The following is a 26,631-nucleotide window of genomic DNA, read 5'->3' as shown; positions in this document are numbered from 1 at the left end:
CTAATTCTTTCAAAAAAATATACCCCCGATAGGTATGTGAGAGGTGAACGATATGTCTACAGCATCAAATGAAAATATAAATAAAACGAAAGAAGCCAGCCTTCAAATCACTGGAATGACTTGTGCAGCTTGTGCGACACGAATTGAAAAAGGTTTAAACAAAATGGAAGGTGTCGAAAAAGCTACTGTAAATTTAGCGCTTGAAAAGTCATCAATACAATATGATCCTTCAAAACTGAATGAAGAAGATTTCGAAAAGAAAATTGAGGCTCTCGGCTATGGTGTAGTGAAGCAAAAAGCTGAGTTTGATATAACTGGAATGACTTGTGCAGCTTGTGCAACCCGAATTGAAAAAGGATTAAATAAAATGGATGGTATAGCTTCTGCAAACGTTAATTTGGCACTGGAAAAAGCTGTAATTGAATTTAATCCATCAGACATTTCGATTTCAGATATTATTGCAAAGGTAGAAAAGCTTGGCTACGGTGCACATCAAAAGCAAGATGATAAAGAACAAATAGAATATCGTGAAAAAGCAATTAAAGACCAGAAACGGAAATTTATCATCTCGGCAATACTTTCTTTGCCTCTATTATGGACGATGGTTGCACATTTTTCCTTTACATCATTTCTATATGTTCCAAATTTATTAATGAATCCATGGGTTCAAATGCTCTTAGCGACACCCGTACAATTTATTATAGGCAAACAGTTCTATGTCGGTGCATATAAATCACTCCGTAATGGTAGTGCCAATATGGATGTACTTGTGGTGATGGGTACATCCGCGGCTTATTTTTATAGTGTATATCAAGCAATTGTTACTGCGGGTACACATCATGGTCCACATTTATACTTTGAAACAAGTGCCGTTCTAATCACGCTTATTCTTTTAGGAAAATTATTCGAAGCTAAAGCAAAAGGCCGTTCATCCGAGGCGATTAAAAAATTAATGGGGCTTCAAGCGAAAACAGCGAATGTTATTCGAGATGGCGTTGAAAAAGAAATCCCACTAGAGGAAGTAATGATTGGTGACACAATACTAGTGAAACCTGGTGAAAAGATACCTGTTGATGGAGAAGTAATCGAAGGTACAACAGCAGTTGACGAAACTATGCTAACAGGAGAGAGTTTGCCGGTAGATAAAAAAGTTAGTGATGTTTTATACGGTTCAACGATCAATAAAAATGGTTTTATCAAAATGACTGCTACAAAAGTAGGGCGTGACACGGCACTAGCTCAAATTATTAAAGTAGTAGAAGATGCACAAGGAACAAAAGCGCCGATTCAACGTCTAGCGGATAAAATGTCTGGAGTTTTTGTACCGATTGTAATAGGGATTGCTATCCTGACATTTTTAGTATGGTTTATCTGGGTTGATCCAGGGAATTTTACACAAGCGCTTGAAGTGTTAATTGCAGTTCTTGTAATAGCGTGTCCATGTGCACTAGGTTTAGCTACACCAACTTCAATTATGGCGGGTTCCGGACGCTCAGCAGAATTTGGTATTTTATTTAAAGGCGGAGAGCATCTAGAACAAACACAAGGCATTGATACAGTTGTTGTAGATAAAACAGGTACAGTTACACATGGTAAACCTGTATTAACGGATGTTTATACAGCAAACGGCCAAGATGAAGAGAAATTCTTATCGTTAATCGGTGCCGCCGAGAAACAATCTGAACACCCGTTAGCAGAAGCAATCGTACAAGGAATCCAAGATAGAGGCATTGAACTTGGGAAGGTGCAATTTTTCGAAGCGATTCCAGGATATGGAGTACAGGCAACCGTTTCAGGTCAAGGTGTTGTCATTGGTACACGTAAATTGATGCAACAATACGGAATTGATATCCAATCTGTTCTATCAGTGATGGAAAAACTAGAAAGCGAAGGAAAAACAGCTATGCTAGCTGCCATTAATGGTCAATATGCCGGTCTAGTAGCAGTTGCAGATACAATTAAAGATACATCCAGAGAGGCTATATCCCGCCTGCAAGGTATGCAAATCAATGTCATCATGATGACAGGTGATAACGAACGTACTGCACAAGCAATTGGTAAAGAGGTTGGAGTAGATGCAGTTATTGCAGAAGTACTTCCAGAAGCTAAAGCAGAAGAAGTGAAGAAGTTGCAGCAACAAGGCAAAAGAGTGGCAATGGTCGGTGATGGTATAAACGATGCACCAGCACTGGCAACGGCAGATATTGGTATGGCCATCGGAACTGGAACAGATGTTGCAATGGAAGCCGCGGATATTACATTAATTCGTGGAGACTTAAATAGTATTGCTGATGCAATTTTAATGAGTCAAAAAACGATGCGGAATATTAAACAAAACCTATTCTGGGCATTTGCTTATAATATTATCGGTATTCCAATTGCAGCAGCAGGATTACTGGCACCATGGGTAGCAGGTGCTGCAATGGCATTTAGTTCTGTATCAGTTGTACTTAATGCTCTACGACTGCAAAGGGTAAAATTAGAAAAAAAATAGATTTTTACAGTCAACACTCTCATATAAGTAGGTATGGTTATTTATATACCATACCTACGTATCGTAATGATTGTAAAACATAGAAGGAATAAGGTGAAAAATGGACATGGGGATCGAAGTTAAAAAAATTAAGATTGCAGTAAATGGAGGAATTGGGTTTGGGGCAAAACTTAATTCAAAACAACTTGTGACACTCTCTAAATACTTGAGTGATGGCGAAGAACTTGAGTTAACAACATTTCAGCAACTTTATATAGAAATACCTGAAGATAAGAAAGAAGAAATTTTCGAAGAGTTCCAGAGGGTTGGATTAGCATGTTATCCAGTAGGTAACTTCGTAAAAAGCTTAAGAACATGTAATTTTTGCAAAGGGGAAGAAGAGGAAGGGATGCCCGTTGCAAAAGAGTTAAATCGCCGTATTTCTGGCAAAGCTGTACCATTTACAGTAAAGGTAGCCTATACAGGTTGCCCGGTTGGTTGCGGTGAACCAATGCTAAGTGATATTGGGGTTATGAAAATTAAGGATAATTATAATTTATATGTTGGTGGAAAAGCGAAAGGGAAAGACGCCGAGGTTGGTACTTTATTGTTGGAGAATCTTACGCCCGTGGCATTGTATGATGCAGTAGAAAGAATGATTGCTTTATATTCAGAAACAGGTAAGAAACGGGAGACATTTTCTAAATTCCTTAAGAGAAATGGAATTAATCAATTAATCAATTAATCAATTAATAAGTTATTATATGTTTTATGTCATGACATTAAGTTGGTTACGCAACCTGATTCATTTAAAGTAGCAGTTTAACACCAAAATAATACAAATTAATGCTCCAAACATTATTGACAAATTTCAATAAAAGAATAAAATTAATATCAATTAATATCTGCATAACGAAGATTTGTTTAGACATTTCGGAGTATAAGAACAAAGGCTATGATAAGAAAGAGTAGCAATCATGTAAACAGACAGAAAGTTACCGGTTGTTGAGAGGTGCATGTTGAACGATTGTGAATACATCTTGGAGCTGTGTACCGAAAAGAAGTACTTAGTAGGCTACACCGGTTTAGCACCCGTAATCATGTGCTGCAAGTATCGTCAAATGACTGTACTTTCGAAGGTAAGTAATGTGAATTGCTTATAAATTAAAGGTGGTAACACGAGATGAATCGTCCTTTTGGCTAATCCAAAAGGGCGTTTTTTTATCTTTAAATACCTTGTTCTTATAGAACTTGCCATATTAGAAATAATATTCCAAGGAGATGTTAGTATGTTTGTAAAACCCGAAGAACAGTTAAAAATCATTATGAAAGGTGCGCATCAAATTGTAGACCAGGAAGAATTACTTGCAAAATTGGAGAAATCCTATGACTCGCAAAAGCCTTTAACGATAAAGTTGGGGCTTGATCCTTCTGCCCCTGATATTCATTTAGGTCATGCTGTTGTATTAAGAAAAATTAAACAGATGCAAGATCTAGGACATCATGTTGTGATCATTATCGGGGATTTTACTGGGCGTATTGGTGACCCAACCGGAAAAGCCAAAGGGCGTGTGGCTTTGAGTGATGAACAGGTGAAGGCAAATGCAAAAACGTACTGTGAACAAATCTTTAAAGTGTTGGATGCAGAGAAAACAATTGTAAGGTTTAATAGTGAATGGCTATCGAAATTAACGTTTGAAGAAGTAATTAAACTAGCAGCAACTACTTCGGTTGCAAGAATATTGGAACGGGATGATTTTCAAAATCGTTACAAAAATCAAGTGCCGATTGGAATTCATGAGTTTTTCTACCCACTTATGCAAGCATACGACTCAGTAGAGATTAAGGCGGATATCGAATTAGGGGGTACAGATCAAACCTTTAATGTTTTAATGGGTCGAACTCTGCAAAAACATTGGGACTTAGAGAAACAAGTAGCGATTTTTATGCCATTGCTCGAAGGACTTGATGGTGTAGAGAAAATGAGTAAAAGTCTTGGAAATTACATTGGCGTAAACGAACCCGCACAAGTAATGTTTAAAAAGGTTATGGAAGTACCGGATCAATTGATTATTAAATACTTTGATTTAGCAACGGATGAACACCCAGATGAAATAGAGAATATTAGAAATTCTATTGAGCAGGGGGTAAACCCGAAAGAGGTTAAAATTAAATTAGCTAAAATCATTACGAGTTTATATTGCGGAGAAGACGAAACAAAAAGAGCAATGGCCTATTTTGAAACAGCTTTTAGTAAAAAAGAAATACCAGATGATATCCCGGAATTATTAATAGAACTAGGTGCTGAAACAGTTCAAGATATCATTCCTCAACTGATAGAAAGAAAACTCGTAAAAAGCAAAAGTGAGTTTTTGCGATTAATTAAACAAAATGGTGTACAACTCAACAAAGAAAAATTAAGTGAACATGAATTAGACCGTGTACTTATGAATGGAGAAGTGTTGCAAATCGGTAAAAAGAGATTTATCCGTTTTATTAAATAATATATAAAGTTTTAATGGCGCTAATTCCACTATGAATTAGCGCAGGAGGGTGATAATACGCAAGCCTTAACCTGTAATCTCAATTGGTATAGCTATAATTTTGCTAGCAATTGATGTACTCTATTTAAAAGATAATGCTTAACGAGGAGTCCAATCAATAATCTTTCAAAAGTGTTGAAAAATTCAAATTTAAATTGACAAAGTTAAATAAAACGTTAAAATGATAAATAATTAATATTTGCATAACAAAGATTTGTTTAAGGCATTTCTGAGAATAAGAATAAAAGCTATGATAAGAAATAGTAGTAATCACTAAACAAACAGAAAGTTACCGGTCGATGAGAGGTGCGTGTTGAACGATTGCGAATTCATCTTGGAGCTGTGTACCGAATTGGGATTCCATAGTAGGCTGCACCGGTAAGGCATCCGTCATCTTGTGCTAAAGTATCGTCATTTGACTGTACTTACTAAGATAAGTAATGGAAGTTACTTATGAATTAAAGGTGGTAACACGAGTTGAATCGTCCTTTTGGTTAATCCAAAAGGGCGTTTTTTTTTATCTTTTTTTCTTATAAAACATGCAAAATTAGAAATAGATTCGAAGGGAGAAAATGAATGAATAAGGAAGAAAAAAGCAAGAAACTTCAGCGAGGTTTAGACAATCGGCATATTCAGTTAATTGCACTTGGAGGTTCGATAGGAGTTGGATTGTTTTATGGCTCCAGTGCAACCATTCAAATGGCAGGCCCATCTATTTTATTGTCCTATTTAGTTGGGGGATTAGTAATATTCACCATTATGAGGGCGCTAGGTGAAATGGCAGTAGAAGAACCGGTGTCAGGTTCATTTAGTACATATGCAAATCGATATTTAGGTCCATTTGCGGGATACTTAACAGGATGGACCTATTGGTTTATGTGGATTGTTGTTGGAATGGCGGAAATTACGGTAGTTGGCGTTTATGTGAATTACTGGTTCCCGGAAATCCCGCAATGGATAACAGCACTAGTTGTCCTGATTTTTATAACATTGATCAATCTAGCAAACGTAAAAGCTTTTGGAGAGTTTGAATTTTGGTTTGCGATGATAAAAATAGTGGCCATTATCGGAATGATTTTGCTCGGATTAGGAATCATCTTCCTGGGAATAGGAAATGGTGGCCAGGCAATGGGAATTGACAATTTGTGGAGTCATGGTGGTTTCATACCAAATGGAATAGAAGGTATATTATTGTCATTGGTTCTGGTCATGTTTTCATTTGGAGGAGTAGAATTAGTCGGAATTACAGCTGGAGAGGCAAAAAATCCAGAAAAATCGATTCCATCGGCCATCAATAATATCGTGTGGAGAATCTTAATTTTTTATATTGGTGCATTAGGAATTATGATGATTCTATACCCTTGGGATGAAGTTGGGATGAATGGTAGTCCATTTGTATTAATCTTTGATAATGTCGGCATTCCTGGTGCTGCCCATATTATTAATTTTGTTGTCATCACTGCGGCATTATCGGCTTTCAATAGTGGCTTATTCAGCACAGGTAGGATGCTATACAATCTATCACTTCAGAAAAACGGTCCAAAGTACTTCGGAAAACTATACAAGAATGGCAGTCCGAGACGGGGAATCTTGTTTTCGTCATTAATTTTGCTAGTGGCAGTAGTTCTGAATTATATTGTTCCTGAAAAAGTATTTTTGTATATTTCTGCTGTTGCAACGGTTGCGGTCATTACCAGTTGGACAATCATTTTAATTACACAATTGAAATTTAGAAAATCCAAAACAAAAGAGGAAGTTGAAAAATTAAAATTTAAAGTTCCTCTTTATCCTATTACTACTTATTTGGCACTAATTTTTTTAGCATTCGTCATTGTCTTAATGGCATTTATACCGGACATGCGAATCGCTCTGTTTGTAGCACCGATTTGGTTTATTATTCTTTATGTTGGATATAAAATTAAGGCAAAATAAATTCTGCAGGATAATCTTGAAAGTTTTCTTATACTAGTTATGAAAGCAGCCTATTTAGATTAAAAATTTTTGACTTTAGCAATACTGCCCATATTAACCTTGTATTAGAAAAGGGGAATAGAATATGGAAAACAATGTTTTTAAGGAATCGCAAAAAATATGATACAGATGAAAGAGTTGAATTAAGTAAAGTTATAGTGAAAGAAGTAAGACAAGAATTAGGAAATAGTAAAGCCAGCTCCCTACTAGATTATGGAAGTGGTACTGGACTAGTTAGTCTAGAATTAGCTGATTTAGTAGATTCTATCTTGTTGGTTGATTCCTCCAACAAAATGTTGGAGGTTGCGGAAGCAAAAATTGCTCACAATGGAATTACCAACGCAAAAGTGCTTTATTCAGATTTTACTCTGGACACTCCTGAACTTGAGGCTGACATCGTGTTAATGTCATTAGTCCTTTTACATATTCCAGATATTTATCAAATTTTACAGGAATTGTATAAAATTATAAATAATGGCGGCAAGCTGCTTATTATTGATTTTGACAAAAATGATAAAATAAATCACCCGAAAGTTCATAATGGTTTTTCACATGCAGAACTGAGACAAACATTATTGGAAGTCGGATTTAAATCGATTGAAATGAAGACATTCCATCATGGAAAGGGTATTTTTATGAATCAAGATGCCTCCATGTTTATTTCCAGCAGTGTAAAGTGAATGAGTGTATTTGTTCTACTTGGTTTAGACAAACTTTAATAACAATTTTTCAAAGATAGTCCTGTAATTAGACCAACTCAAAAATAACAGAAATTATTCATAATGAATGTTATTCGAAAAACTATAATCCAGCCTTTAATGGGTATATTAAAATTTAGAGGTGATTATAGTGAGCAAAGAAAAAGGAAACGACAAACAAAGAATAAATGTAGAATTAGGTGGAATGGATCTTTTTGGGACAACTTCCAATGCAGAGGTTGGAGGTTACAAGGCTTCTGGTGATATCGAAAATGCAGGGAGATTAGATAAAGGCTTCCAAAAAGTTGAAGATGATGACCTTCACGCAAAAGCTTCTTTAAAAGAAGGCAACCAAGAGGGATACTAGTGATATTGCTTTATTTGATTTACTATATTGTAAAGAACTTTCCCACCTAAATGGGGAAGTTCTTTATTTATGTTTGAATAGAAAACTCGGTAAAACGTTAAGTATTACTGTGTAAAAGCGTGCCTTTATTCCTATACTAGGTATTACTTCCAGATTTTGGAGTATAAATGAGGTAGAGGGGGGAGCTTTCTATCACGAAAAAAATACTCTTATTCTGTGACCCGGGAATTGATGATTCGTTGGCCATTATGTATGGAATACTAGACCCAGAAATTGAGCTTGTTGGTATTGTGGCAAGTTTCGGGAATGTAACAAAAGATCAAGCGACTGCTAATGCTGCTTATTTACTGCAATTAGCAGGTAGGAGCGACATTCCAATTATCCCTGGCGCATCTATGCCTGTACAAGAAGAAGTTACGATATTTTACCCAGAAATCCATGGTCACAACGGGATTGGTCCAATTCAACCACCCAGTAATTTTCAGTATCATATTTATCCTTTTGACAGCATTCGCGCTATTATTGAAAAATATGGCAATGAGCTCATTATAGTGGATACTGGCCGTTCAACCACCCTGGCAGCTGCATTTATTCTATTTCCCGAACAGATTAAACTGGTTCATTCTTTTTATGTAATGGGTGGTGCTTTTTTTGTTCCAGGTAACGTAACCGCACTTGCCGAAGCAAATTTCTATGGGGATCCAAGCTCATCTAATTACGTTTTAAAATATGCCCATAATCTAGTAATAACCCCTTTAAACGTTACGCAATCTGCGGTTCTTACCCAAGAAATGGTCAATGCCATCTCACAAAATAAACAAAATGTCTATGCTTTCATGATGGATCCCATTTTCAAATATTACTACGAATTTTATAAGAAATCTGTACCTGGCATTCCCGGGACACCGATACATGATCTTCTAACTTTGATGGTAGTCAAAAATCCTGCAATCGTTGATTACATACACTATGATGCAAAAGTTATTGAAGTGTCAGAAGCAAAGGGAATGTCTTATATCGATTATCGTCCAACTAGTAAAAAAGGGCGAACAAGAATCGCCGTCAACCTTCATTATAAAGCTTTTACAGAAGAATTTAGAAAGGTTATGTTGCAAGAATAGTTAATAGTTCCCGACCATTTAATTATTGTCTTGAGTTAAGCCAAAAAAGGGAGCAAACCATTGGCATGAAACTCATGGTTGCTCCTATAGTACAATCATTTCTGGTCGAATAAACTTAAAAAAACATCAACAATTTCAGGGTCAAATTGTATGCCTTTATTTTTTCGAATTTCATCGAGAGCATATTCTAAGTCAAACTCATCCCGATAAACACGTTTTGTTGTCATTGCATCAAAAGTATCGGCAATTGCTACAATTCGGGCAAATAAAGGAATTTCGTTTCCTTTCAGTCCTGTTGGATAACCTCTTCCATCGTATCTTTCATGATGATATAAAACAATATCCAAAATTCCATTTTTATGGAAATCTCCAATATGTTTAATCATATTATGTCCAAGTGTTGGATGGCTTTTAATGATTTCATATTCTGCATCATTTAGTTTTCCCTTTTTCCCGAGTATATCTTCCGGTATTCCTATCTTCCCGATATCATGCAGCAGTGCCCCTTTACGTATAATTTCGCAACTCGCTTGAGGTAAATTCATTTTCTCTGCAATTTGGACAGCATATTCAGCCACGTTCTCAGAATGGTGCAACGTATAAGGATCTCTCGAATCTAAAGTGTTGGCTAATGCTGTAGTTAGTTCTAAATTATCCTGTTCAACTTTTTGGACATATTTCATTAGTCCAGAGGAGATGAGGGTTATTAAAAGGTAGGTTAATAAATGAATTAGAAAAATTCCGAAATTAGAGTCTGTGTCCGGTATCAGTAAATACCTGCAAGTTACAGTAATTACGGTAAATAATGTTAAAAACCAAATAGACTTATTATAAAAACCGATACCTAGGCATATAACAGATAAGATATACAAGATGTAAAAATTGCTTTCACCTTTAAGAATGATACTGTTTAAGAAGATGCTAAAAGCCAATATGATAAAAAAACTATAACGAAAATAGATTGGGTTATATAACGGTCTATTAAATAATTGTTTAATCATAGATCCTCCAGTTCAGCAGGAATCAATTTGTCTAAACGCTTCCAATATAATTATGTCCTAAATTATTGGAGGACAATCATTTTGTAGTAAAAGTGGTCAGGAGATTAGTCCAAAATTACAAATATTTCACTTTGAGTATGTTGACAAACATTTCAAAAAATAATATTATGAAAATCCTGCCAATCAAAGGGTTGGTATTTAGGGAACTGTGAAAAGTTCATTCTTCTGTGAAAGGGATGGATACAATGAATAAAGAGCAATTAATGGAAAGTGCACGTAACATGAAGAGGCATGCTTATGTACCCTACTCGAAATTCCCTGTAGGTGTAGCATTACTCTTAAAAGATGATACTGTTATTAATGGTGTAAACGTAGAAAATGTTTCATTGGGTGCAACAAATTGTGCTGAAAGAACAGCTATATTCACAGCTGTCGCAAATGGCTACAAAAAAGGGGACTTTCAAGCGATTGCTGTAGCGGGGGATACAGTAGATTTTCTTCCACCTTGCAGTATTTGCAGACAAGTGTTGGCAGAATTCTGTTTACCTGAAATGCCAGTATATTTAACTAATGAGAAGAAGGAAATCTTGGAATTATCATTAAAGGATTTACTTCCATACGCATTTACCGATCTAGATATGTAAATTTCTAAAGCAAGATATAAAAAGGAGGACAAGTTTTGATACTTCGTATCAAAGCTTGTCCTCTTTATTATTTAGAACTGTTCCTACTGAATCGTTAACTAAAAAGAAGGTTGATTTTAACTGAATTGGGCAAACTAAACCTAATATGTATTAAGGTGTGATTTAATTGATAAAGAGTCTTTCCATTATTTTATTGGGCATCAGTATTTTATTTTTAGAATCTACTGATGGAGAGGTTTGGGCAAGTGTCCAACAAACAAATCCTTATTTTGAAGACCATTCTAGAAGAGTTGGCTATAAAACGGTAGATGAGGCAGTTAAAGAATTTGAAAGGAATTGTAACTGTGAGGTAAAGCTACCTACAGTGATGCCCGAGATTGCATTTACACATGGATTTAGCGCAATTTATGATGATAAAAAAAATGGTGTAAATCAAGTTCTGCAAATACGATTCGTAAATAGAAAGTTAAAAAGCAACAATTTTAAAATTGAAATTCGAAAGGATAAATTGGGCATGAAAGGGGAGGAAGTTACTCTGCAAGACGGGACAAAAGGCATTTATTCAGAAAATCATCTGTTTACTTATTTGGTATTTGAAAAAAATAACTTACAATACCAAGTAGGACTTGATAAAAATCTTGCCAACCCAGATACAATAAAAGTTTTAATGGAAGTAGCAGATTCAATACATTAACAAATAGAATATTGTTACTAAATTGGCATTAATCCAAAAGAGATTGATGCATTTTTTTTTGAGCCTAGATTAGCAAGAGTCTAAAAAATAGGTAAATTATGGTATGGTTAATGAAGCTGCCGTAGTTGTATATGATACTTCACACGTATACTGGGCAATTTTGAGTCGCGCAAAATATGAACTTATACAACAAGTTTCAATAGTTGAACGGGGTAGCAATGAATCGAAAAAAATGTTTCTTGTATGGAGGAAAAGATATGGAATTGAAGCTAATACTTAAAACGTTAAGAAACGAAGAATTGGGAAGTGTAAATTGATTAGACATGGATTCGTTGATTGATGATCTTTTATCCAATATTGGTGCTGTTGACCCGGAGCTTAGGGATCACCTAATCTACCCGACTTTTATGAGATTAATTGACGAACGTATGTTTATAAATGCTTTTCATCTAAACTTGTCTTAAAGATATAGTGAAATTGTAACTTCATCAAAATGCTTACAAATAATACTTCTATTACATATTAAAAATTTACCCTTTTAGCTCGTGAGCCAACTCTGGCATGATTTACAAGCTTTTCATATTTTTCTCAAGACTGTCCCCGGACAATTTTGATAGCAGGAGCGGTATTGGGTTCCGCCATGAAGTCTAAAACATATATATATAGAAAAAGCTAACGGGAGAGGAATCATTGGACAAACAAAATAGCAGCTTCCGCTGGGTGATCTTTGCTTCTGTAATCTTTGCCTATTTAATAATGGCCAGCCAACGAACAGCTCCAGGTCTAATAACAGACCAATTGATGAACGATTTTAATGTAACTGCTACAACAATCGGTTTACTGGCAAGTATACAATTTTTCGTATATACCAGTTTGCAGATTCCAATGGGGATTTTAGTCGATCGCTATGGGCCTAATTTTTTTCTAATTACAGGAGCTTTTCTTACAGGTATAGGTACAATCACTTATAGTTTAAGCACACATGAGGTTGTCCTGTTCCTTGCGAGGATTTTGACTGGTGTTGGAGATGCAACTATCTGGGTTAGTTTAGTATTAATTTTGAGTCAATGGTTTAATGCAAAGGAGTTTTCTCGATTAATCGGTGTAGCAGGTATGACGGGAAGCCTTGGTTTCCTATTAGCAACAGTACCTTTTTCAGCATTCGTAGACTCGCTTGGTTGGAGGAATTCCTTTCTATCAGTAGGTGTTTTGTTATGTATGATTGGAATTCTTCTTTATTTCACACTAGTGAAAAAGCCAAATCAAACATTTTTAAAAAAGCAAGAAGCACAGAATGAAAGAACATTGGATTTATTGCGAAGAATATTCTCAAGTAGGCAGGCATGGGCGTTATTCATGTGTCACTTTGGAATTGTCGGTGGATATATAGGTTTTATCGGTTCATGGGCAGTTCCTTATGGGATGGATATGTATGGAATGTCACGGATTGATGCTAGTCAGCTTATTATGATTAGTCTTGTCGGGGCACTTATTGGAGCACCATTGATTGGCTGGGTGTCAAGTAGGTTGGAAAAGATCAAATTGCCATATGTATTATTTCACATAATCATTTTATTGTGCTGGTCTACTTTTCTCTTATTTAAAGGTCAACCACCTTATTTCTTACTAATTATACTTTTCTTTACCATTGGTTTTGGATTTGGTTCAAATTCATTAACTTTCTCGGCAGTTCGTCTATCTTTTCCAGTAAAAGAATCTGGTCTTGTCTCTGGTTTTGCTAACACCGGGGGCTTTCTAAGTGCTGTACTATTGCCAAGCATTTTTGGAAAAGTGTTAGATTTATTTCAATTCTCTTCCGATAATATTGGGTATGGCTACTTTTTCGGTTTTATTACCCCGGTTCTTTTCTCAATCATAGGAGTAATCGGAGTGATTTTACTTAAGGAAAACTGGAAGAAATCAGGTGATTTATAGTAGGACATTAATCATCAATAGGTGCTATTTATTTAAGTTTTTGAAGACGCTACTCTAGAAGCTTGCTTTTTTACTTCTCGAATAAGCAGGTTTGAATTAAGTCGATTTAAATGACATCAAACCACAGAGGAGATTGATTTACTGGCTCTAGAATCAAGGAATATAAGCAACCCCCCTTTAATCAGATTATTTATGATCAAAGGAGGGTGATACAAAATTCATTAATTAGTATTTAACTGCTTAATGAACACTTTTTTTAATCAGTTGCCAAACTATAAATAAAGTTGTGGTACTAATAGTTATATTCTATTTTCGTTAGTGCCCAGTAGTTGTGGTTGAATCGCCTGCAGTCGTTTTTGATATAGAAGGAGTTGAACTTAGAGTTGATTTTATCCAAGTAGAGGTAGTTATTATATTTATATCTTCTGTAGCAGTTGATGTTTTAGAAGGAGTTGAACTTGGAACTGAAGTTGCATCTTTCCCAATCCCGAGTTCTATTTATCTTCGCAAATTTATATTTCAATACACCAATCGTTTTCGTGCAATTAGACATTTGAATCAACTAATTCTTTTTAATTCAAATAAGAGAAAAAGGGGAGTATTAGTAGTATATTAAGTTAAGTTGCCTATCTACATTAAAACAGCCAGGTAACCCAATAGTATAAAATTACTAATGTAAATATTAAGGTTGGTGGTATAACCACTAACGTTACTTTGATATACTCCCACCACGTAATTCGGACTTTACCATCTCTGATAATATGCATCCAAAGCAAAGTAGCTAGAGTACCTATCGGTAAAATTAATGAGCCGATATCACTGCCAATTACGTTTGCTAGATAGGCTACTTTTAGAGATAATGCATCAAGTGGCATGTTGGTTAAAGTCATGGTTCCTACCATAAGGGCTGGATGGTTGTTAAAAATATTCGATAAAACGGTTAATAATATTCCCATCAATACACTGGTGTTTAGAAGGTTCCCTGTAACCATGGGACTCATAAATCCAATGAGCCATTCTGTTAACCCGATGTTATTTAAACCGTATATTATGACATACATGCTGAAGGCAAATACGATAATATACCATGGTGTTTTCTTTAGCATATCGATCGGTGAAATTTTAAGGTAGATCCATCTCCACGACAACAGTACAAGTGATCCTAATACAGCCATAGTGGAGATGGGAATATCCAGATAGGAAGCAAGAAAAAGACTTAAACGTACTACTAATACGAATATTAGTATATTGCGCATAAATTTTGAACGATTCTTTACTGTGATTTTCGACAAATTTTGCTTAAGTGGATGATAGGAAGGTTCAGTTAAACCTTTTACATTAGTTGGAATGGTTTTTGGCAATACTTTTTTAAATCGCAGGAACAATAGAAGAACTAATAACAATAAACCAAGCGTTGCTGGAACAAACATCATTGCAGTATGTGAGTATAAGCTCATATCTACTATTTTGAGTGCAATTAAATTTACTATATTACTAACGCCTATTGGAGCACTGGAAGCTGTAGCAATTAAACCACCCGAAAGTAGATATGGTATTTTTTGATGATTTTTTAGCCCCATATTATTTAATAGCATTAACAATATTGGAGTTGTGATTAATATACTGCCATCATTGTTAAAGAATAATGTCATGAGAAAACTTAATAAATTTGTATACCAAAATAGTCGTATACCAGATCCTTTGGCTTTTTCTGCAAGTTTCTCTGCAACCCATGAGAAAAAGCCAAAGCTTTCTAAGACAATTGCCATAACAATTGTTGCCATGATTGTAATTGCTGCGTCGGTTATCGTATCGGTTATAATTACTAAATCACTCAGAGATACACTACCAGCCAGAACCACAATGACAGCACCTATTGTAGCGGGTATTGCTTCGTTTATTCCCCTTGGTCTCCAAAGGATAAATAGTAGGGTGAGTAAAAAAGTGGCAATGGTTATCAAAACCATTGAGTGCATATAATTCTCCCTTTCTTTTTGGCTCGTTTTCGATAATCTGCAAGACTAACAAGATAGTCCGAATAGATGTTCAATTATTTCCTCCCTCCGCAATTTTTTATAATTCCCTATATTAATTATATGTATCTTGTATTGGAAGGTCGGTTCTTTTAACTAGTATTTAGAAGATTTTTGAGAGTATTAAAACAAAAGAGTATAACTGACAAATTAGATTACTAGCAAGTGAAAAGGAACAAGAGAAATAAGCTAATTCTAAGCCTTTGTCGAGAATATGTATTCTAATTTCATGTAAATAGTAGTGATAGGATCCTAAATTTCTAGGGAAAGAAAAAGTTTTCTCTAATTTGGTTGAAAAAAAATGGTATTAGGCAAATCCCAAACATTTTTATTACAAAAAATTCAACCTCAATAAGAACCATTTCCTATAAATCACCATAAAATTTAATGTACGATATGAAAAAATTGAAATATCGTTTTCTAAAAACACTGAACGTGTAGTAGTTGTTATTAATCAAGGATAGAGAAAATCATGAGTCTTAAATGATGCACCTCTCGGTTGAAGGAGAAAAGGGAACTTTTAAGGATTTCGTCCATCTATATTTTCCAAATGATATCTTCGGTAAGCAGTCAGCTAGTTAAAATGGACTTTTTAGGATTTTAAAGATTTGTTCAGTAAAATATTACAAAGCAGGAAGTACAATCTAAATAAAACATAGAAATATAAATTAAATTGCAATCTCACTAATAAAAAATTTTCCTATTCTTAATTTGTTTTTTGTTCATTTTTTCTAATTGAACCCCCAACATATTTTGTGAAAATAGGCGATTGACTAAAAAGTATTGTTCTAGAGACATATAGATAATTTGACTAAAAATTTAGGAGGCAAAATGATGAATAAAGGAAACGTTCTTCCGTTAGTTGGAAAAGTCATTCGTGTAGACAGAGGTGGACCAGAATCAAGCGTTGGATTATTATTACATGCTGGTGATGACTATATTGCCGTAATGGTCGAAGAACCGGTTTATCTGGTGAAGCAAGGTAACAATGGAGAGTATGTATCAGAAGAAGAATTTAAAAAAGGTGGGAATAATGGTAATCAAGTAGTAGGTTATAAAGATTTTTCTGTTATTTATTATCAAACACAACACATAAAAAGCATTTCACAAGATGCTAGAAAAAACTTATATGTATCCCTTGCAGCACCGGATACTGAGAATTTTGAATTCATTCAGGATCCAATTTTTAGAGAAGTGTTAGACAACATGAAATACCAGTGGGTAAAAATTAACCGTGGCGGCCCTGAGAAAATTGAAGGTATTCTATTTGAAGCTAACAATGACTTTATTGTTGTAATTAAAAATGAAGAAATTGTTCGACTTTCTATGTTCCATGTTCGTAGTTTAAGCTATTCGGTATTAAAAGTAGAAGATCCGATTTTAACTGAAGCAGCGTATGCTAACAACAATTCGAATGACAGTAATAATTCGAATGAATAGAAGCAAAAATCGGAATAATCATTAATTTAAACCTTAAAATACGGTAACTGAATAAAAAGAAAGAACAGGAGGACCCCCGGTTGATGATGAAAGATTTGAGACAATCAATAGGGGGACTCAAAGGTGCAGTAGTTCGCTTGTTTTTTAGTGACAATCAATTTATAGAAGGTACTCTAATAGCTGTTAAAGTAGATCACCTTGTAGTTGAAGCAAATGAAAAAGTTTTTTACATTGCATTAAAACAATTATATGGAATATCAAAAAATGCGAAAGATAATCGAGTTTCAAGACAAAACCCGCCTTTTATTGATAAAAATCGTTTAACAGATGTTCTCAACTCGATGAAATATAATATTATTACAATCAACGGGATGTATAACAAATTATTAGTAGGTTTGCTCATTTCCATCTCTGAAGATTGTATTATGCTAGTTAATCGAGATGAATTACATTTTATCAATTATTCCTCTATTTTTAATGTATATGATGGAATTTACGAACAAGAGAAAATACAAAGTGATTCTACATTAGAACTTCGATCAAAAGTCAAACAGAATACCGAACAACTAATAGAAACTCCAGCTATTTTAATCCCCTTAACTCTTGAACCAGTGCAGGATAAGATAGCTGAGAGTTCTTTTTTAGAAAAGAATCCAAGTCCAAGTCATGAAAATATACATGATGAAAATTGGTTGGAAATAAAAGCGACGGAACTTTCTATCACTGAAAATCCAGTAACAAAAAGTGATGGAAATTCACCTATGAGTTCTCAAAAAAGATCGGTTGTGGAGACTGAGCCTGATAAACAACAAGAAAAAGTGTTTTTGGAATCGAAAGATAGTAGTCAGTCTAAGGTGAAGGAAGTTGTGTTAAGTTCTCAAGCAGATCAGCTCATTATGAGTTCTAATGATGTAAATCTAAAACCATTGACTGTGCACAATGTAGAAAATGAAATAGTGAATGAAAATCAATTGATTTCCAAATCTGACTACGTGACTAAAGAAACTAAAGAAGAATTAATTCAACAACCTCCTAACGAGGAAATTGACGATCAACTCGTTATTCAAGAAAGTATTAATGAAAAGTTGCAACCTCTCTGTAATGTTGAAGACAACTTCATAGACATGGAACTAAAAGAAGGAATTGAAGAAGTTACAATTGAAGAAAAAGAAATATTATCAGATAAAATCGTGATAGTTACTAATGTGAAACAAGAAGATTTGTTAGCTCATGAAAGCATTAATAATCAAGCATTACTAAATGAGAAAGAACTAAATAAACATCTAGACCCACACTTTAATCAAATGAATCATAATGGGCTGGAGGAAGGTCTTCATAATTTGATGAATAAGGACAGTGAAGCTGTACCTAAATCATATTTAGGTGGCACTTCGATGAAGAAGAAATTCTATTTAATTGAACCTTTATCAAAACATAAAATTAAACAATCGCATGAACTCAAGAATATACCTTTCGAAACAGAAACCCATTCAAATTGTCCAACTCAGGATGAAAGAATTCTGGAGAACCTTATGGCTATTCCTTGTCAAACCCCTCCTTTAGAAATGAAAGTTAAATCAGACACATTGCAAATGGAAAATCATAAATCATCATTGGATGAAAAGGTACTTTTTGAAGCTCAATATTTTGCACTAATGAAACATGCAGAAAGAATGATGGATTCGATTGATTCGTCTCAAAATGGCATCAAAAACATCAGTCCAGAAGGAAAAGTTATGATTAAAAATCAATATTTGTCTTTGTTTAAAAGTGCCAAAAAAATGTATATCCAATTGAATGAAGAACGTAATAAAAGGTTTGTTCGAATGTAGCTGGCTAAAAATGGATAAAACATTATACATTGATTTTATAAATCAAGTTGACCTAGAAAGTAGTCTTTGTTTCTAAAGGGGGAGAAATTTTGGTTGTATTAATGCAAAACTATAAAAGAGAAATTGTTAAGATTGAAATTTCAGGTGGCAAATTCATAAATGGCGCTCTAATCGATTCAAGTAGTCAGATTGTGGTAATTTATAATGGGAAAAAGTTTGTCTATATTCCAACAGAACATATTAAAACTTTCCAAATAGACGACGATAATGAAGATGATATACAACAACCAACAGAAGCTCCAAGTATTGGTTCGCAAATGACTAGTGACGAAATGACTTTAATGCAAATTTTGACCCAAGCAAAAGGAAAGAATGTTGAAATTTTTGTTACAGGTGATTTATCGTTTCATGGTACGATTACTGCTATTATGGATGATTACTTTGTATTTGAATCGCCTGTATACAAAACAATATTCATTTCCAGCAAGCATTTAAAATGGTTAATTCCTTATACTGAAAATCATATACTATACGACTTAACTAAAGATCCAAAAGATCAAACAAAGAATGTTCAATCAAATTATGCAGGCAATTTCTCTTCTCAGATAGACCAGTTTAAAAACAAATTGGTTGTTCTCAATCTCGGCGAGAATATTACTGATATTGGAAAAGTGAAAAATGTTAATAGTAAAATGGTAGAAATTGTGCTTGCTGATTCTAAGTTAGCTTATTCAAACATAACTCATATTAAAACAATACAGGTAGTATAAAAAGTGTATTCTTCATTTAGGCCAGTGCACATTAGTTCTCCAATGGAATGTATTCAATAGAAGAACTAAATGATAAATAATATATGAAATCGTGCACAGAGAACATTTTTGAGCTGTACCAACTATACTTACGCTTTGAAAAAATATAGTTTGTAAAGTTGTAAATAACATGGATCAAATTCAATGACTCTATCATAAGCTTTTGTGAAGAAGAACATATTACCTATGAACGGGTGTTATGTTCTTTTTTATCTTGACTGCAGGATTTAACGCATATTCCAATCTATGATTCAATTTAAAACGTCGATTCTTTGACTACACTACATTATATTAAGAAGAAACAACTTAAGCTTCTTTTAATAGTAATTTATGTTTGATAAAAATAAATGATTGGTATAATTGCGGAGTTTTTATATAAAAAATAAAATATATTCCATATACGTTTTTCCCTAAAGAAATGAGCATTTATGCAGTCGATTCAATCTATTTCGAGAGGATTCCTTATACCATGACAATCTTCTGTAATATTTTCAATAAAATATTATATAAACATACTACTTATTATCGTGAACTCTTACACCTTTGATAAAAAGAAAAACAAAATAGAATGTATAAGAAAATATATTGGTAAAAGCTGAAACGATGAGCTTAACTGTAAATTAGTTGGAAAGTCCTTCTTGATAGTTCAGTAATTTCAATTTATGCTTATTATAGATGTTTAGTAGTGAAAGGGGTCATCGGAATGTTTAAAAATTTAGTAGGGAATGCGGTTGGAGACGCATTGGGGTTAAGCGATATCGGTCAGGTCATCAAGCCTGAAGATTATAATAAAACTGAATCGGATGATTTCATTTTAACAGAGGACGGAGAAAAGATTTTCTTCCTTATCAAATCTAAATCGGATGAATATTGCTTTACAAATTTGGCTTTATTACATTTAGATGGGGATTCTGCACTGAGTAAAAAACGTGTGCTAAAACGCTATGATTACTACAAGCATCAAATCGAAAATGTAATGCTGGAGACAGCCGGTACGATTGATCTTGATATTGAAATCAAGTTTAACATTGGACATAACTCGTTCTCTATAGATATTGCCAAGAAATTTGGAGTTGAGATTGCAGACCTTTATAAATCTTTACTAGCCATTTCTAAAATACAAGAGAAGAACACTCGATTAAATGATTTTGCAAAAGAAGCAGTATTAATTGCGCGTGATGTAAATTACGGTACAAGAAATACAGACACACCAACAAATATCGAATTCAACAAAATTGTTAATCTTGCGAATTCCTGGTTGAAGCAAACATACGATCAAAACGAGAAGAAGGACTTCTCAGACGTATTCCAAAAATATATACAAAACTAACTTCTTAGTTATTCAGCGTTAATCCGATGGGTTAACGCTATTTTTAATAAACTAGTATGTCATAAGTAAAAGTTATTGGAAATTATAAATATTATAAAATTACATTATGATTAGCCGTTGTTTAATATTGGTAATGTAGCTGTTATTTTTTATATTGAATGGAGGAATTCTCAATGTCATTTATTTTCAAAGCAATTGACCATATTCAACTCGCTGCTCCAAAGGGCAGTGAGGAAGTGGCAAGAAAGTTTTATAAGGGAATTTTAGGATTTAAGGAAATCGAGAAACCAGAAGAGTTGAAAAAAAACGGCGGAGTTTGGTTTGCATTCGGCAATGTCAACCTTCATATCGGCATCGAAGAACCATTTACTCCAGCAAAAAAGGCACACCCTGCTTTTGAAGTTGAAAATATTGAAGCTTTGAAACAACATTTAACAAATAATGGAATAGAAATAATGAAAGATGATAAACTTCCGGGCGCCAAAAGGTTTTATGTAGCTGATCCATTTGGAAACCGTTTAGAGATATTGACATGGTTAGGATAAGTTTCTTCTTGTTATAAAAATACGGAATAAGTTAAAAAATAGCTTAAGCGAAAAATTCGTCGAGCGGGGTGTTCAATTGAGATTACAAAGGAACATTACAGGTTTGACCAGTGGGGAAGTCAAACACAATCAGATGGATGGACAACTTTTTCAGAGATCAGGTTACGAGATAGCCAGAAAAGTTAATGGCAAAGTACTTCAGTGGATTCCTCAAAGCTACCCATTAAACTATTTTCGAATTGTCTTGGAAATAGACAAGAAAATAATTTCAATCTTGCTGCATGAATATTTTCCTTATGTTGCAATTGCTTCAACTTATGATGAGCTCTCTATCCAATTTATGGACTATGAAGACGTAGAGCTGGAACTTAAGCCATATTATCCTGTTCTAAAAGAAGCCTTCTTAAATGAGCCTTTTAATTCAAAAGCACATAATTTATCGGACATTGAATTAAATAATGCAAAATACTGGCGTCCCAGAACAAATGGAGAGGTTATTTTTAATTGTTGGGATTAAGTCTTTTAGGATACTTATTTTGAATAATTAAAATGTCTAGCAAAACATGTTTACCAGACATTTTAAAGGACTTATATCGTGCTAATCCATGATCACAAGTCCTAATAGTGTTGCGAATTGAATGGCCTGATTTGATGAAACCTTACATCCGTTTAGATTTGGAATTGAGACATTCAACTCTTCGAAGGTAGAAGTACTGAGATCGATGCCTTTCAGCGATGTTTCTTCAAAATTTGCTCCATCTAAATTGCAACTTTTAAGTTCGATATTTTTTAGTTTGCAATCGTAGAAATCTGTATTTTTTAATAAAGATTCTTGAAAAATCACTTTTTCAAGTTTTGAGTTTCCAAACATCGAGAGATTTAAAACTGAATCTTCGAATTGGACGTTTCCAAGACGAGATTCGGTAAAGTTAACGCCTAATAGCTTACAATCTACAAATCTTACCCGATGAATCGAGGACTTGCTTAAATTCGCATTAGAGAAATCACATTTTTCAAAATAGATGTCAGTCAAATCAATATTTTCAAAATCAGTATGATTAAATCGGCAATTTTTAAGCGTCATTTGTGATAATCTACCTCGATGTATCGCTTCATTTTCGAAATTTGCATGTTGTATTTCACATAATTCTAATTCCGGGTATTCTTCATGAAAAATATCATGAAAGTTTCGACTCGATAAATCTGCTGGTATTTTAGGGGATTCAATTTTCATTCCATGACCTCCGTTATGTATTTGATGCAATCAGAGCTACCATTAATAAATTCAATCTAATTTTCTGCTTTAACTATAACACTAAGTAAACCAAAATTATATGAGGTGTTCGCTCTTAGACAGCCCTGCTTTACAGCACACCAATTCATGTCCTATTATAAAGAATTGAAACGATAGATAAATGTAGATTGTTGATTATGGCCTTATCAAATGTAGAAGGGAAATCCTTGATGACAATAAAAAGATTGAATCCTAAAGTTGATGAATTTTTAAATAATACTAAGAATTGGAAAGAAGAATTCGAAAGGTTAAGAAATATTGTTCTAGACTGTAATCTAAACGAAGAATTTAAGTGGATGCACCCGTGCTACACGTTTGAGAAGAAAAACGTTGTATTGATCCATGGTTTTAAAGACTATTGTGCGCTTCTGTTTCACAAAGGTGCCTTGTTAAAGGATCCAGCCGGGCTGCTCGTTCAACAAACGGAAAATGTACAGGCGGCGCGCCAGATTCGCTTCACCAATTTGCAAGAAATAGTTGAGCTGGAATCTATCTTGAAAAACTATATTCATAATGCCATTGAAGTTGAAAAGGCTGGTTTAGAAGTAAAGTATAAGAAGAATACAGAACTGGATATTCCTGAAGAACTTCAATCGAAGTTTGATGAATTGCCTGGGTTAAAATCTGCTTTTGAAGCATTGACACCAGGGAGACAAAAAGCATACATTCATCATTTTTCTACACCCAAACAATCCAAAACTAGAATTTCAAGAATTGAAAATTGCTTGGAAAGAATTTTTAATGGTAAGGGATTAAAGGATTGCACTTGTGGTCTATCTAAAAGGATGCCTAACTGTGATGGTTCACACAAGCAAGTACAATAATATCTTAAAATTAATATGCATATTATGAAGGACACTCCTTTCTATTTGAAATTGTGTCCTTCATACTTCATACCCGTAATGATGTAATGATTCGTGCGAACTCTATTAAAATTGATCGTCTGGATGCAGGTTATTTTGCATTAGTGCTTGTACATTGCTAATTTGTTGTATCGAAGCAAGTTCGGTTTTATACCAGCCTTTTTCGTTCATTATTTCAAAGAGCTTATACTGGTTTGAACTTGCGTTTTCAAAGCAATGTTCATAAATTTCGCGAAGCTGTTTATGTCTGGTTTCTAATAATGTATTGCTGATACTGCGACAGCGGCCTTTCTCGAGCTCCAAACAAAGCTGAAGCATTTCACGGTCAGTTAATCCGCGTCCTGCAATATTATTTGGCATAAAATCACCCTTTGCTAGTTATTGAATGTTCCGAGTACGATTAAAATATTGAGAAAGTTCAGCAATTTTTAGCTGGTGTTGTTCCGCCATTTCCTCGAGTGTCTTTCTTAGCTCCAGGTCGTCACAATGTGATGCACACCAATTTATTGTTTTTGCCGTTATCTCCTCTGCACGGATTTCATCTTCTATAAATGCCAATTCCTTCATCGTAAGGGCGGTCATCCTATTTCACACCTCCGAACAATTTGATGTTTTTTAGTATTGTTTGAAAGAAGAGAATTTATCCTTTCAATCTATTCTAACCATCTCGATTTTAAAACATTTACTTTTCACTGCTAAAAATTTATGAGTTATTGGAATACGAAGCATTCTCGTCAATATTGATCAAGGTTGATATTCAAGATTAATAATGTAATATTGTTAGCAAGGAGTTGAATATCATGTTTTTGTTATTTTTACCGGTTATTCTATTAACTATTCTTTACACTATGAACATCTACTTTTTACTTCAAAAAGAATTGGCTTTAATTTGGAAGAAACTAACTTTATTTTTTAATATTGCAGCTTTGATTTGTAGTATGCCAAGTTTTTATACAATATCGATTGTATCTTTATTAAGTACGATGGATACTAACCAAAATTGGAATGCATACCTCATAACCATAGGGGCATTTATTTATTTCTTTGTAGTTAATATCATCTTGTCGTATTTACTAATAAAGAAGAAAGCAGTTAAAATTAGTAAAACCGAAATCACCGAAGAGGATATCGTTGGTACATATAACAATAAAAGTTTAAAAATGTTTGGCTATATTTTCTTATATATTACTGCTGGGATATTATTGTATAGAACAATCACCGCAGATGGGGCAGAAGTGTTGTTTGTAAAAGGAGCTCCAACAGCTGAAATTTATGCATTCTATTTTATACTATTTGTATTTACGACAGTGGTTACAGTTTTAATCGTTAGTCAAAAGAATAGAATGATCATTTTATCGACTACCATTTCACTAGGCTTGATTTTCGCATTTGTAACGGCTCTTCACTTTATTATCAAACCAACTTATTATTCAACTTTATCGAATGAGGATAAACAAGTTTATACTGAACTAAGCAAAGAATACTTGGAAGAGTTTTATCCTGAGGGTATAGAGATAACAAGTAAACCTAAATACAAGATATCGGATTTGGGAAACAGCTATATAAAAGTAAAATTTAATTATTCAATAAAAAATTGCGAAACAAAGCAATGTGGTCCATATGAATTCGTTGCTTCATACCATATGAAAACATATCATTTAGCAAACAAAAATGATTCCGGTCAGCTGACAACACTACAGGGGCAAGATTTATTACTGAAAAATGGTAGTAAAGTGTCCTTTAAAAGAGAAAGCGATCAAAATGGTTTGATAATCGAAAAAGAAGCTAAGGAAATCTTTATAGACAAAGAGAAAGAAAGTGAAGTAAAACAACAGGTAATCGATTTTATTGAGGAAGGTTATGGATTTTCGTCAAATAACGGCTTGCAAATAGGAAACGGAAGATATTACGATAGATTAAAATATACTGATTACAAAGAAATGGAATATGAGGAAATGCTGTCAGTCGATGCCAACGATTTTATTGACTATATCAAAACTGAACAACATATTGAAGAAGACTTTGATACGAACATTACAGAAATATACCCGCTAGGTTGGGAGTTTGGCAAAATTATCATCGAAGAAAGTCCGGAAGGTTACCTATTGAAAGGCGAACCATTCAAAACAGTTGATGAGAGACAACGCTTAGCTTTGAAACTTGAAAATGGGGAATCATTTACAGGTATTTTGGAAAGTGATGAAGATTTCAGAGCGGATCGAGTTTGGGTGACAGTTGAGGATGAGGGTACTTCCAAATATAAAAAAGGCGACTTTATTCAAGTTAACTTTTATTAGTGTAGAAAGTTAATGGGGAGGGGGAAATATTTGATATTTGATTCTCAAGATAAAACGGTTACCACAGATCGGTTAATTCTTAGACTGTTTGAAGAGATAGATGCAGCGGTAGTTGCAAAGCTATGCAACAATTACAATATTTATAAAAATACATTGTATCTACCGTTTCCGTATTCGATTGAAGATGCCTTGTCATGGATGAAACATCATAAAGATAACTACAATTCGAATACATCATATGAATTTGCGATAACCGATAAGGAAAGTGGAAAGCTATATGGAGCAATAGCACTTTCAAACAACCAAAAATTTCAACAAGGCGAACTTGCTTATTGGGTGGGGGAAGCATTTTGGGGGGACGGATATGCAACTGAAGCAGCACGGGCAATGGTGCAATTTGCCTTCGATGAAAAGAACTTTCATAAAGTTTTTGCTCGCTACTTCGGTTCAAATCCAGCATCAGGCAAGGTGATGGAGAAAATAGGTATGAAAAAAGAAGGCATCCTAATTGATCATGTAAAAAAAGATAATCATTATGAGGACCTAGTGTATTACGGGATTGTGAATCAACAAAACAACTAAAGCTAGGCGAAATGAAAAAGCGTTAATCCAAAAACAGGGATTAACGCTTTTTTGGGTGTGCCCGGCATGTGCATGAACTATAGGGTGCAAGTCCCGAACCCCGAAGACAGAAGTAGAGGTTAGCCAAGAGCAAGGGTGTCCGTGGTGACGCGGAATCTG

At 34.2% G+C, this 26,631-nt stretch carries 23 protein-coding genes, 1 pseudogene and 2 other annotated features; of the genes and pseudogenes, 19 read left to right on the top strand and 5 right to left on the bottom strand.

Going from position 1 to position 26,631, the window contains the following annotated elements; translation table 11 throughout:
* Nucleotides 1–52: 52 nt before the first annotated feature.
* The 7 genes and pseudogenes from ACFQU5_RS16455 (at nt 53) to ACFQU5_RS16425 (ending at nt 9,173) form a co-directional block, all read left to right on the top strand.
* Nucleotides 53–2,494 carry a heavy metal translocating P-type ATPase gene (locus ACFQU5_RS16455; protein WP_390290184.1) on the top strand — a complete coding sequence of 814 codons (2,442 nt, stop codon included), beginning with the start codon at nt 53–55 and terminating at the stop codon, nt 2,492–2,494.
* A gap of 106 nt (nt 2,495–2,600) precedes the next feature.
* Entirely contained in the window at nt 2,601–3,218 is a 618-nt protein-coding gene (locus ACFQU5_RS16450; RefSeq protein WP_390290181.1) for a nitrite reductase, read from the top strand.
* Between the two features lie 201 nt (nt 3,219–3,419).
* Nucleotides 3,420–3,672: a binding site (T-box leader), on the top strand.
* A gap of 90 nt (nt 3,673–3,762) precedes the next feature.
* Nucleotides 3,763–4,977: a tyrosine--tRNA ligase gene (tyrS, locus tag ACFQU5_RS16445; protein ID WP_390290178.1), complete on the top strand. Its 1,215-nt coding sequence runs from the start codon at nt 3,763–3,765 to the stop codon at nt 4,975–4,977.
* 280 nt (nt 4,978–5,257) lie between these two features.
* Nucleotides 5,258–5,509, top strand: a binding site (T-box leader).
* A gap of 83 nt (nt 5,510–5,592) precedes the next feature.
* A complete protein-coding gene (locus tag ACFQU5_RS16440; RefSeq protein ID WP_390290175.1) occupies nt 5,593–6,948 on the top strand; it encodes an amino acid permease in 1,356 nt (451 codons plus the stop codon).
* Nucleotides 6,949–7,072: 124 nt separating this feature from the next.
* Nucleotides 7,073–7,667 (top strand): annotated as a pseudogene (locus tag ACFQU5_RS16435) (class I SAM-dependent methyltransferase).
* A 169-nt stretch (nt 7,668–7,836) separates the two neighbouring features.
* Nucleotides 7,837–8,052, top strand: a complete 216-nt coding sequence (locus ACFQU5_RS16430; protein WP_390290172.1) for a hypothetical protein — start codon at nt 7,837–7,839, stop codon at nt 8,050–8,052.
* A gap of 191 nt (nt 8,053–8,243) precedes the next feature.
* Entirely contained in the window at nt 8,244–9,173 is a 930-nt protein-coding gene (locus ACFQU5_RS16425; RefSeq protein ID WP_390290239.1) for a nucleoside hydrolase, read from the top strand.
* A 95-nt stretch (nt 9,174–9,268) separates the two neighbouring features.
* Here ACFQU5_RS16425 and ACFQU5_RS16420 read toward each other — a convergent pair whose 3' ends face one another.
* Nucleotides 9,269–10,174 carry an HD-GYP domain-containing protein gene (locus tag ACFQU5_RS16420; protein WP_390290169.1) on the bottom strand — a complete coding sequence of 302 codons (906 nt, stop codon included), beginning with the start codon at nt 10,172–10,174 and terminating at the stop codon, nt 9,269–9,271.
* A gap of 245 nt (nt 10,175–10,419) precedes the next feature.
* Here ACFQU5_RS16420 and ACFQU5_RS16415 point away from each other — a divergent pair, with 245 nt between their 5' ends.
* The 3 genes from ACFQU5_RS16415 to ACFQU5_RS16405 all read left to right on the top strand — a co-directional run bounded on the left by ACFQU5_RS16415 (nt 10,420) and on the right by ACFQU5_RS16405 (nt 13,447).
* On the top strand, nt 10,420–10,818 hold the full coding sequence (locus tag ACFQU5_RS16415) for a cytidine deaminase (RefSeq protein WP_390290166.1): 399 nt from the start codon (nt 10,420–10,422) through the stop codon (nt 10,816–10,818).
* Nucleotides 10,819–10,984: 166 nt separating this feature from the next.
* The gene (locus tag ACFQU5_RS16410) at nt 10,985–11,512 is read left to right on the top strand and encodes a carbon monoxide dehydrogenase (protein ID WP_390290163.1); all 528 of its coding nucleotides are present in this window, start codon (nt 10,985–10,987) and stop codon (nt 11,510–11,512) included.
* 690 nt (nt 11,513–12,202) lie between these two features.
* On the top strand, nt 12,203–13,447 hold the full coding sequence (locus ACFQU5_RS16405) for an MFS transporter (RefSeq protein WP_390290160.1): 1,245 nt from the start codon (nt 12,203–12,205) through the stop codon (nt 13,445–13,447).
* A gap of 635 nt (nt 13,448–14,082) precedes the next feature.
* Here ACFQU5_RS16405 and ACFQU5_RS16400 read toward each other — a convergent pair.
* Nucleotides 14,083–15,423: an arsenic transporter gene (locus tag ACFQU5_RS16400; RefSeq protein WP_390290158.1), complete on the bottom strand. Its 1,341-nt coding sequence runs from the start codon at nt 15,421–15,423 to the stop codon at nt 14,083–14,085.
* An 891-nt stretch (nt 15,424–16,314) separates the two neighbouring features.
* Here ACFQU5_RS16400 and ACFQU5_RS16395 point away from each other — a divergent pair.
* The 6 genes from ACFQU5_RS16395 (at nt 16,315) to ACFQU5_RS16370 (ending at nt 21,953) form a co-directional block, all read left to right on the top strand.
* Nucleotides 16,315–16,920, top strand: coding sequence for a hypothetical protein (locus ACFQU5_RS16395; RefSeq protein WP_390290155.1), 606 nt, complete (start codon nt 16,315–16,317; stop codon nt 16,918–16,920).
* An 83-nt stretch (nt 16,921–17,003) separates the two neighbouring features.
* Complete coding sequence (locus ACFQU5_RS16390) at nt 17,004–18,752, top strand: DUF2642 domain-containing protein (protein ID WP_390290236.1); 1,749 nt, start codon at nt 17,004–17,006, stop codon at nt 18,750–18,752.
* An 89-nt stretch (nt 18,753–18,841) separates the two neighbouring features.
* Nucleotides 18,842–19,522 carry a DUF2642 domain-containing protein gene (locus ACFQU5_RS16385; protein ID WP_390290152.1) on the top strand — a complete coding sequence of 227 codons (681 nt, stop codon included), beginning with the start codon at nt 18,842–18,844 and terminating at the stop codon, nt 19,520–19,522.
* 742 nt (nt 19,523–20,264) lie between these two features.
* Nucleotides 20,265–20,891, top strand: a complete 627-nt coding sequence (locus ACFQU5_RS16380; RefSeq protein ID WP_390290149.1) for a PH domain-containing protein — start codon at nt 20,265–20,267, stop codon at nt 20,889–20,891.
* A gap of 173 nt (nt 20,892–21,064) precedes the next feature.
* Nucleotides 21,065–21,436: a VOC family protein gene (locus ACFQU5_RS16375; protein ID WP_390290146.1), complete on the top strand. Its 372-nt coding sequence runs from the start codon at nt 21,065–21,067 to the stop codon at nt 21,434–21,436.
* Nucleotides 21,437–21,512: 76 nt separating this feature from the next.
* Nucleotides 21,513–21,953 carry a hypothetical protein gene (locus ACFQU5_RS16370; RefSeq protein ID WP_390290143.1) on the top strand — a complete coding sequence of 147 codons (441 nt, stop codon included), beginning with the start codon at nt 21,513–21,515 and terminating at the stop codon, nt 21,951–21,953.
* An 81-nt stretch (nt 21,954–22,034) separates the two neighbouring features.
* Here ACFQU5_RS16370 and ACFQU5_RS16365 read toward each other — a convergent pair whose 3' ends face one another.
* Nucleotides 22,035–22,670 carry a pentapeptide repeat-containing protein gene (locus tag ACFQU5_RS16365; protein WP_390290140.1) on the bottom strand — a complete coding sequence of 212 codons (636 nt, stop codon included), beginning with the start codon at nt 22,668–22,670 and terminating at the stop codon, nt 22,035–22,037.
* 230 nt (nt 22,671–22,900) lie between these two features.
* On the opposite strand from ACFQU5_RS16365, the gene ACFQU5_RS16360 reads away from it, so the two are divergent.
* On the top strand, nt 22,901–23,554 hold the full coding sequence (locus tag ACFQU5_RS16360; RefSeq protein ID WP_390290233.1) for a DUF1801 domain-containing protein: 654 nt from the start codon (nt 22,901–22,903) through the stop codon (nt 23,552–23,554).
* Between the two features lie 105 nt (nt 23,555–23,659).
* On the opposite strand, the gene ACFQU5_RS16355 is transcribed toward ACFQU5_RS16360, so the two are convergent.
* A complete protein-coding gene (locus tag ACFQU5_RS16355) occupies nt 23,660–23,953 on the bottom strand; it encodes a spore coat protein (RefSeq protein WP_390290137.1) in 294 nt (97 codons plus the stop codon).
* Between the two features lie 18 nt (nt 23,954–23,971).
* Nucleotides 23,972–24,175, bottom strand: a complete 204-nt coding sequence (locus tag ACFQU5_RS16350) for a hypothetical protein (RefSeq protein ID WP_390290134.1) — start codon at nt 24,173–24,175, stop codon at nt 23,972–23,974.
* Nucleotides 24,176–24,393: 218 nt separating this feature from the next.
* On the opposite strand from ACFQU5_RS16350, the gene ACFQU5_RS16345 reads away from it, so the two are divergent.
* Together ACFQU5_RS16345 and ACFQU5_RS16340 are read left to right on the top strand one after the other, a co-directional pair.
* Nucleotides 24,394–25,890 (top strand): hypothetical protein, encoded by a 1,497-nt coding sequence (locus tag ACFQU5_RS16345; RefSeq protein WP_390290131.1) that lies wholly within the window; start codon nt 24,394–24,396, stop codon nt 25,888–25,890.
* A 30-nt stretch (nt 25,891–25,920) separates the two neighbouring features.
* On the top strand, nt 25,921–26,472 hold the full coding sequence (locus ACFQU5_RS16340; protein WP_390290128.1) for a GNAT family N-acetyltransferase: 552 nt from the start codon (nt 25,921–25,923) through the stop codon (nt 26,470–26,472).
* Nucleotides 26,473–26,631 lie beyond the last annotated feature (159 nt).

Source organism: Ureibacillus sp. GCM10028918, from assembly GCF_042666115.1.
GTDB lineage: Bacteria > Bacillota > Bacilli > Bacillales_A > Planococcaceae > Ureibacillus.
Note: the sequence above shows the minus strand (reverse complement) of the source record. Positions and strands in the feature narration are given on the sequence as shown.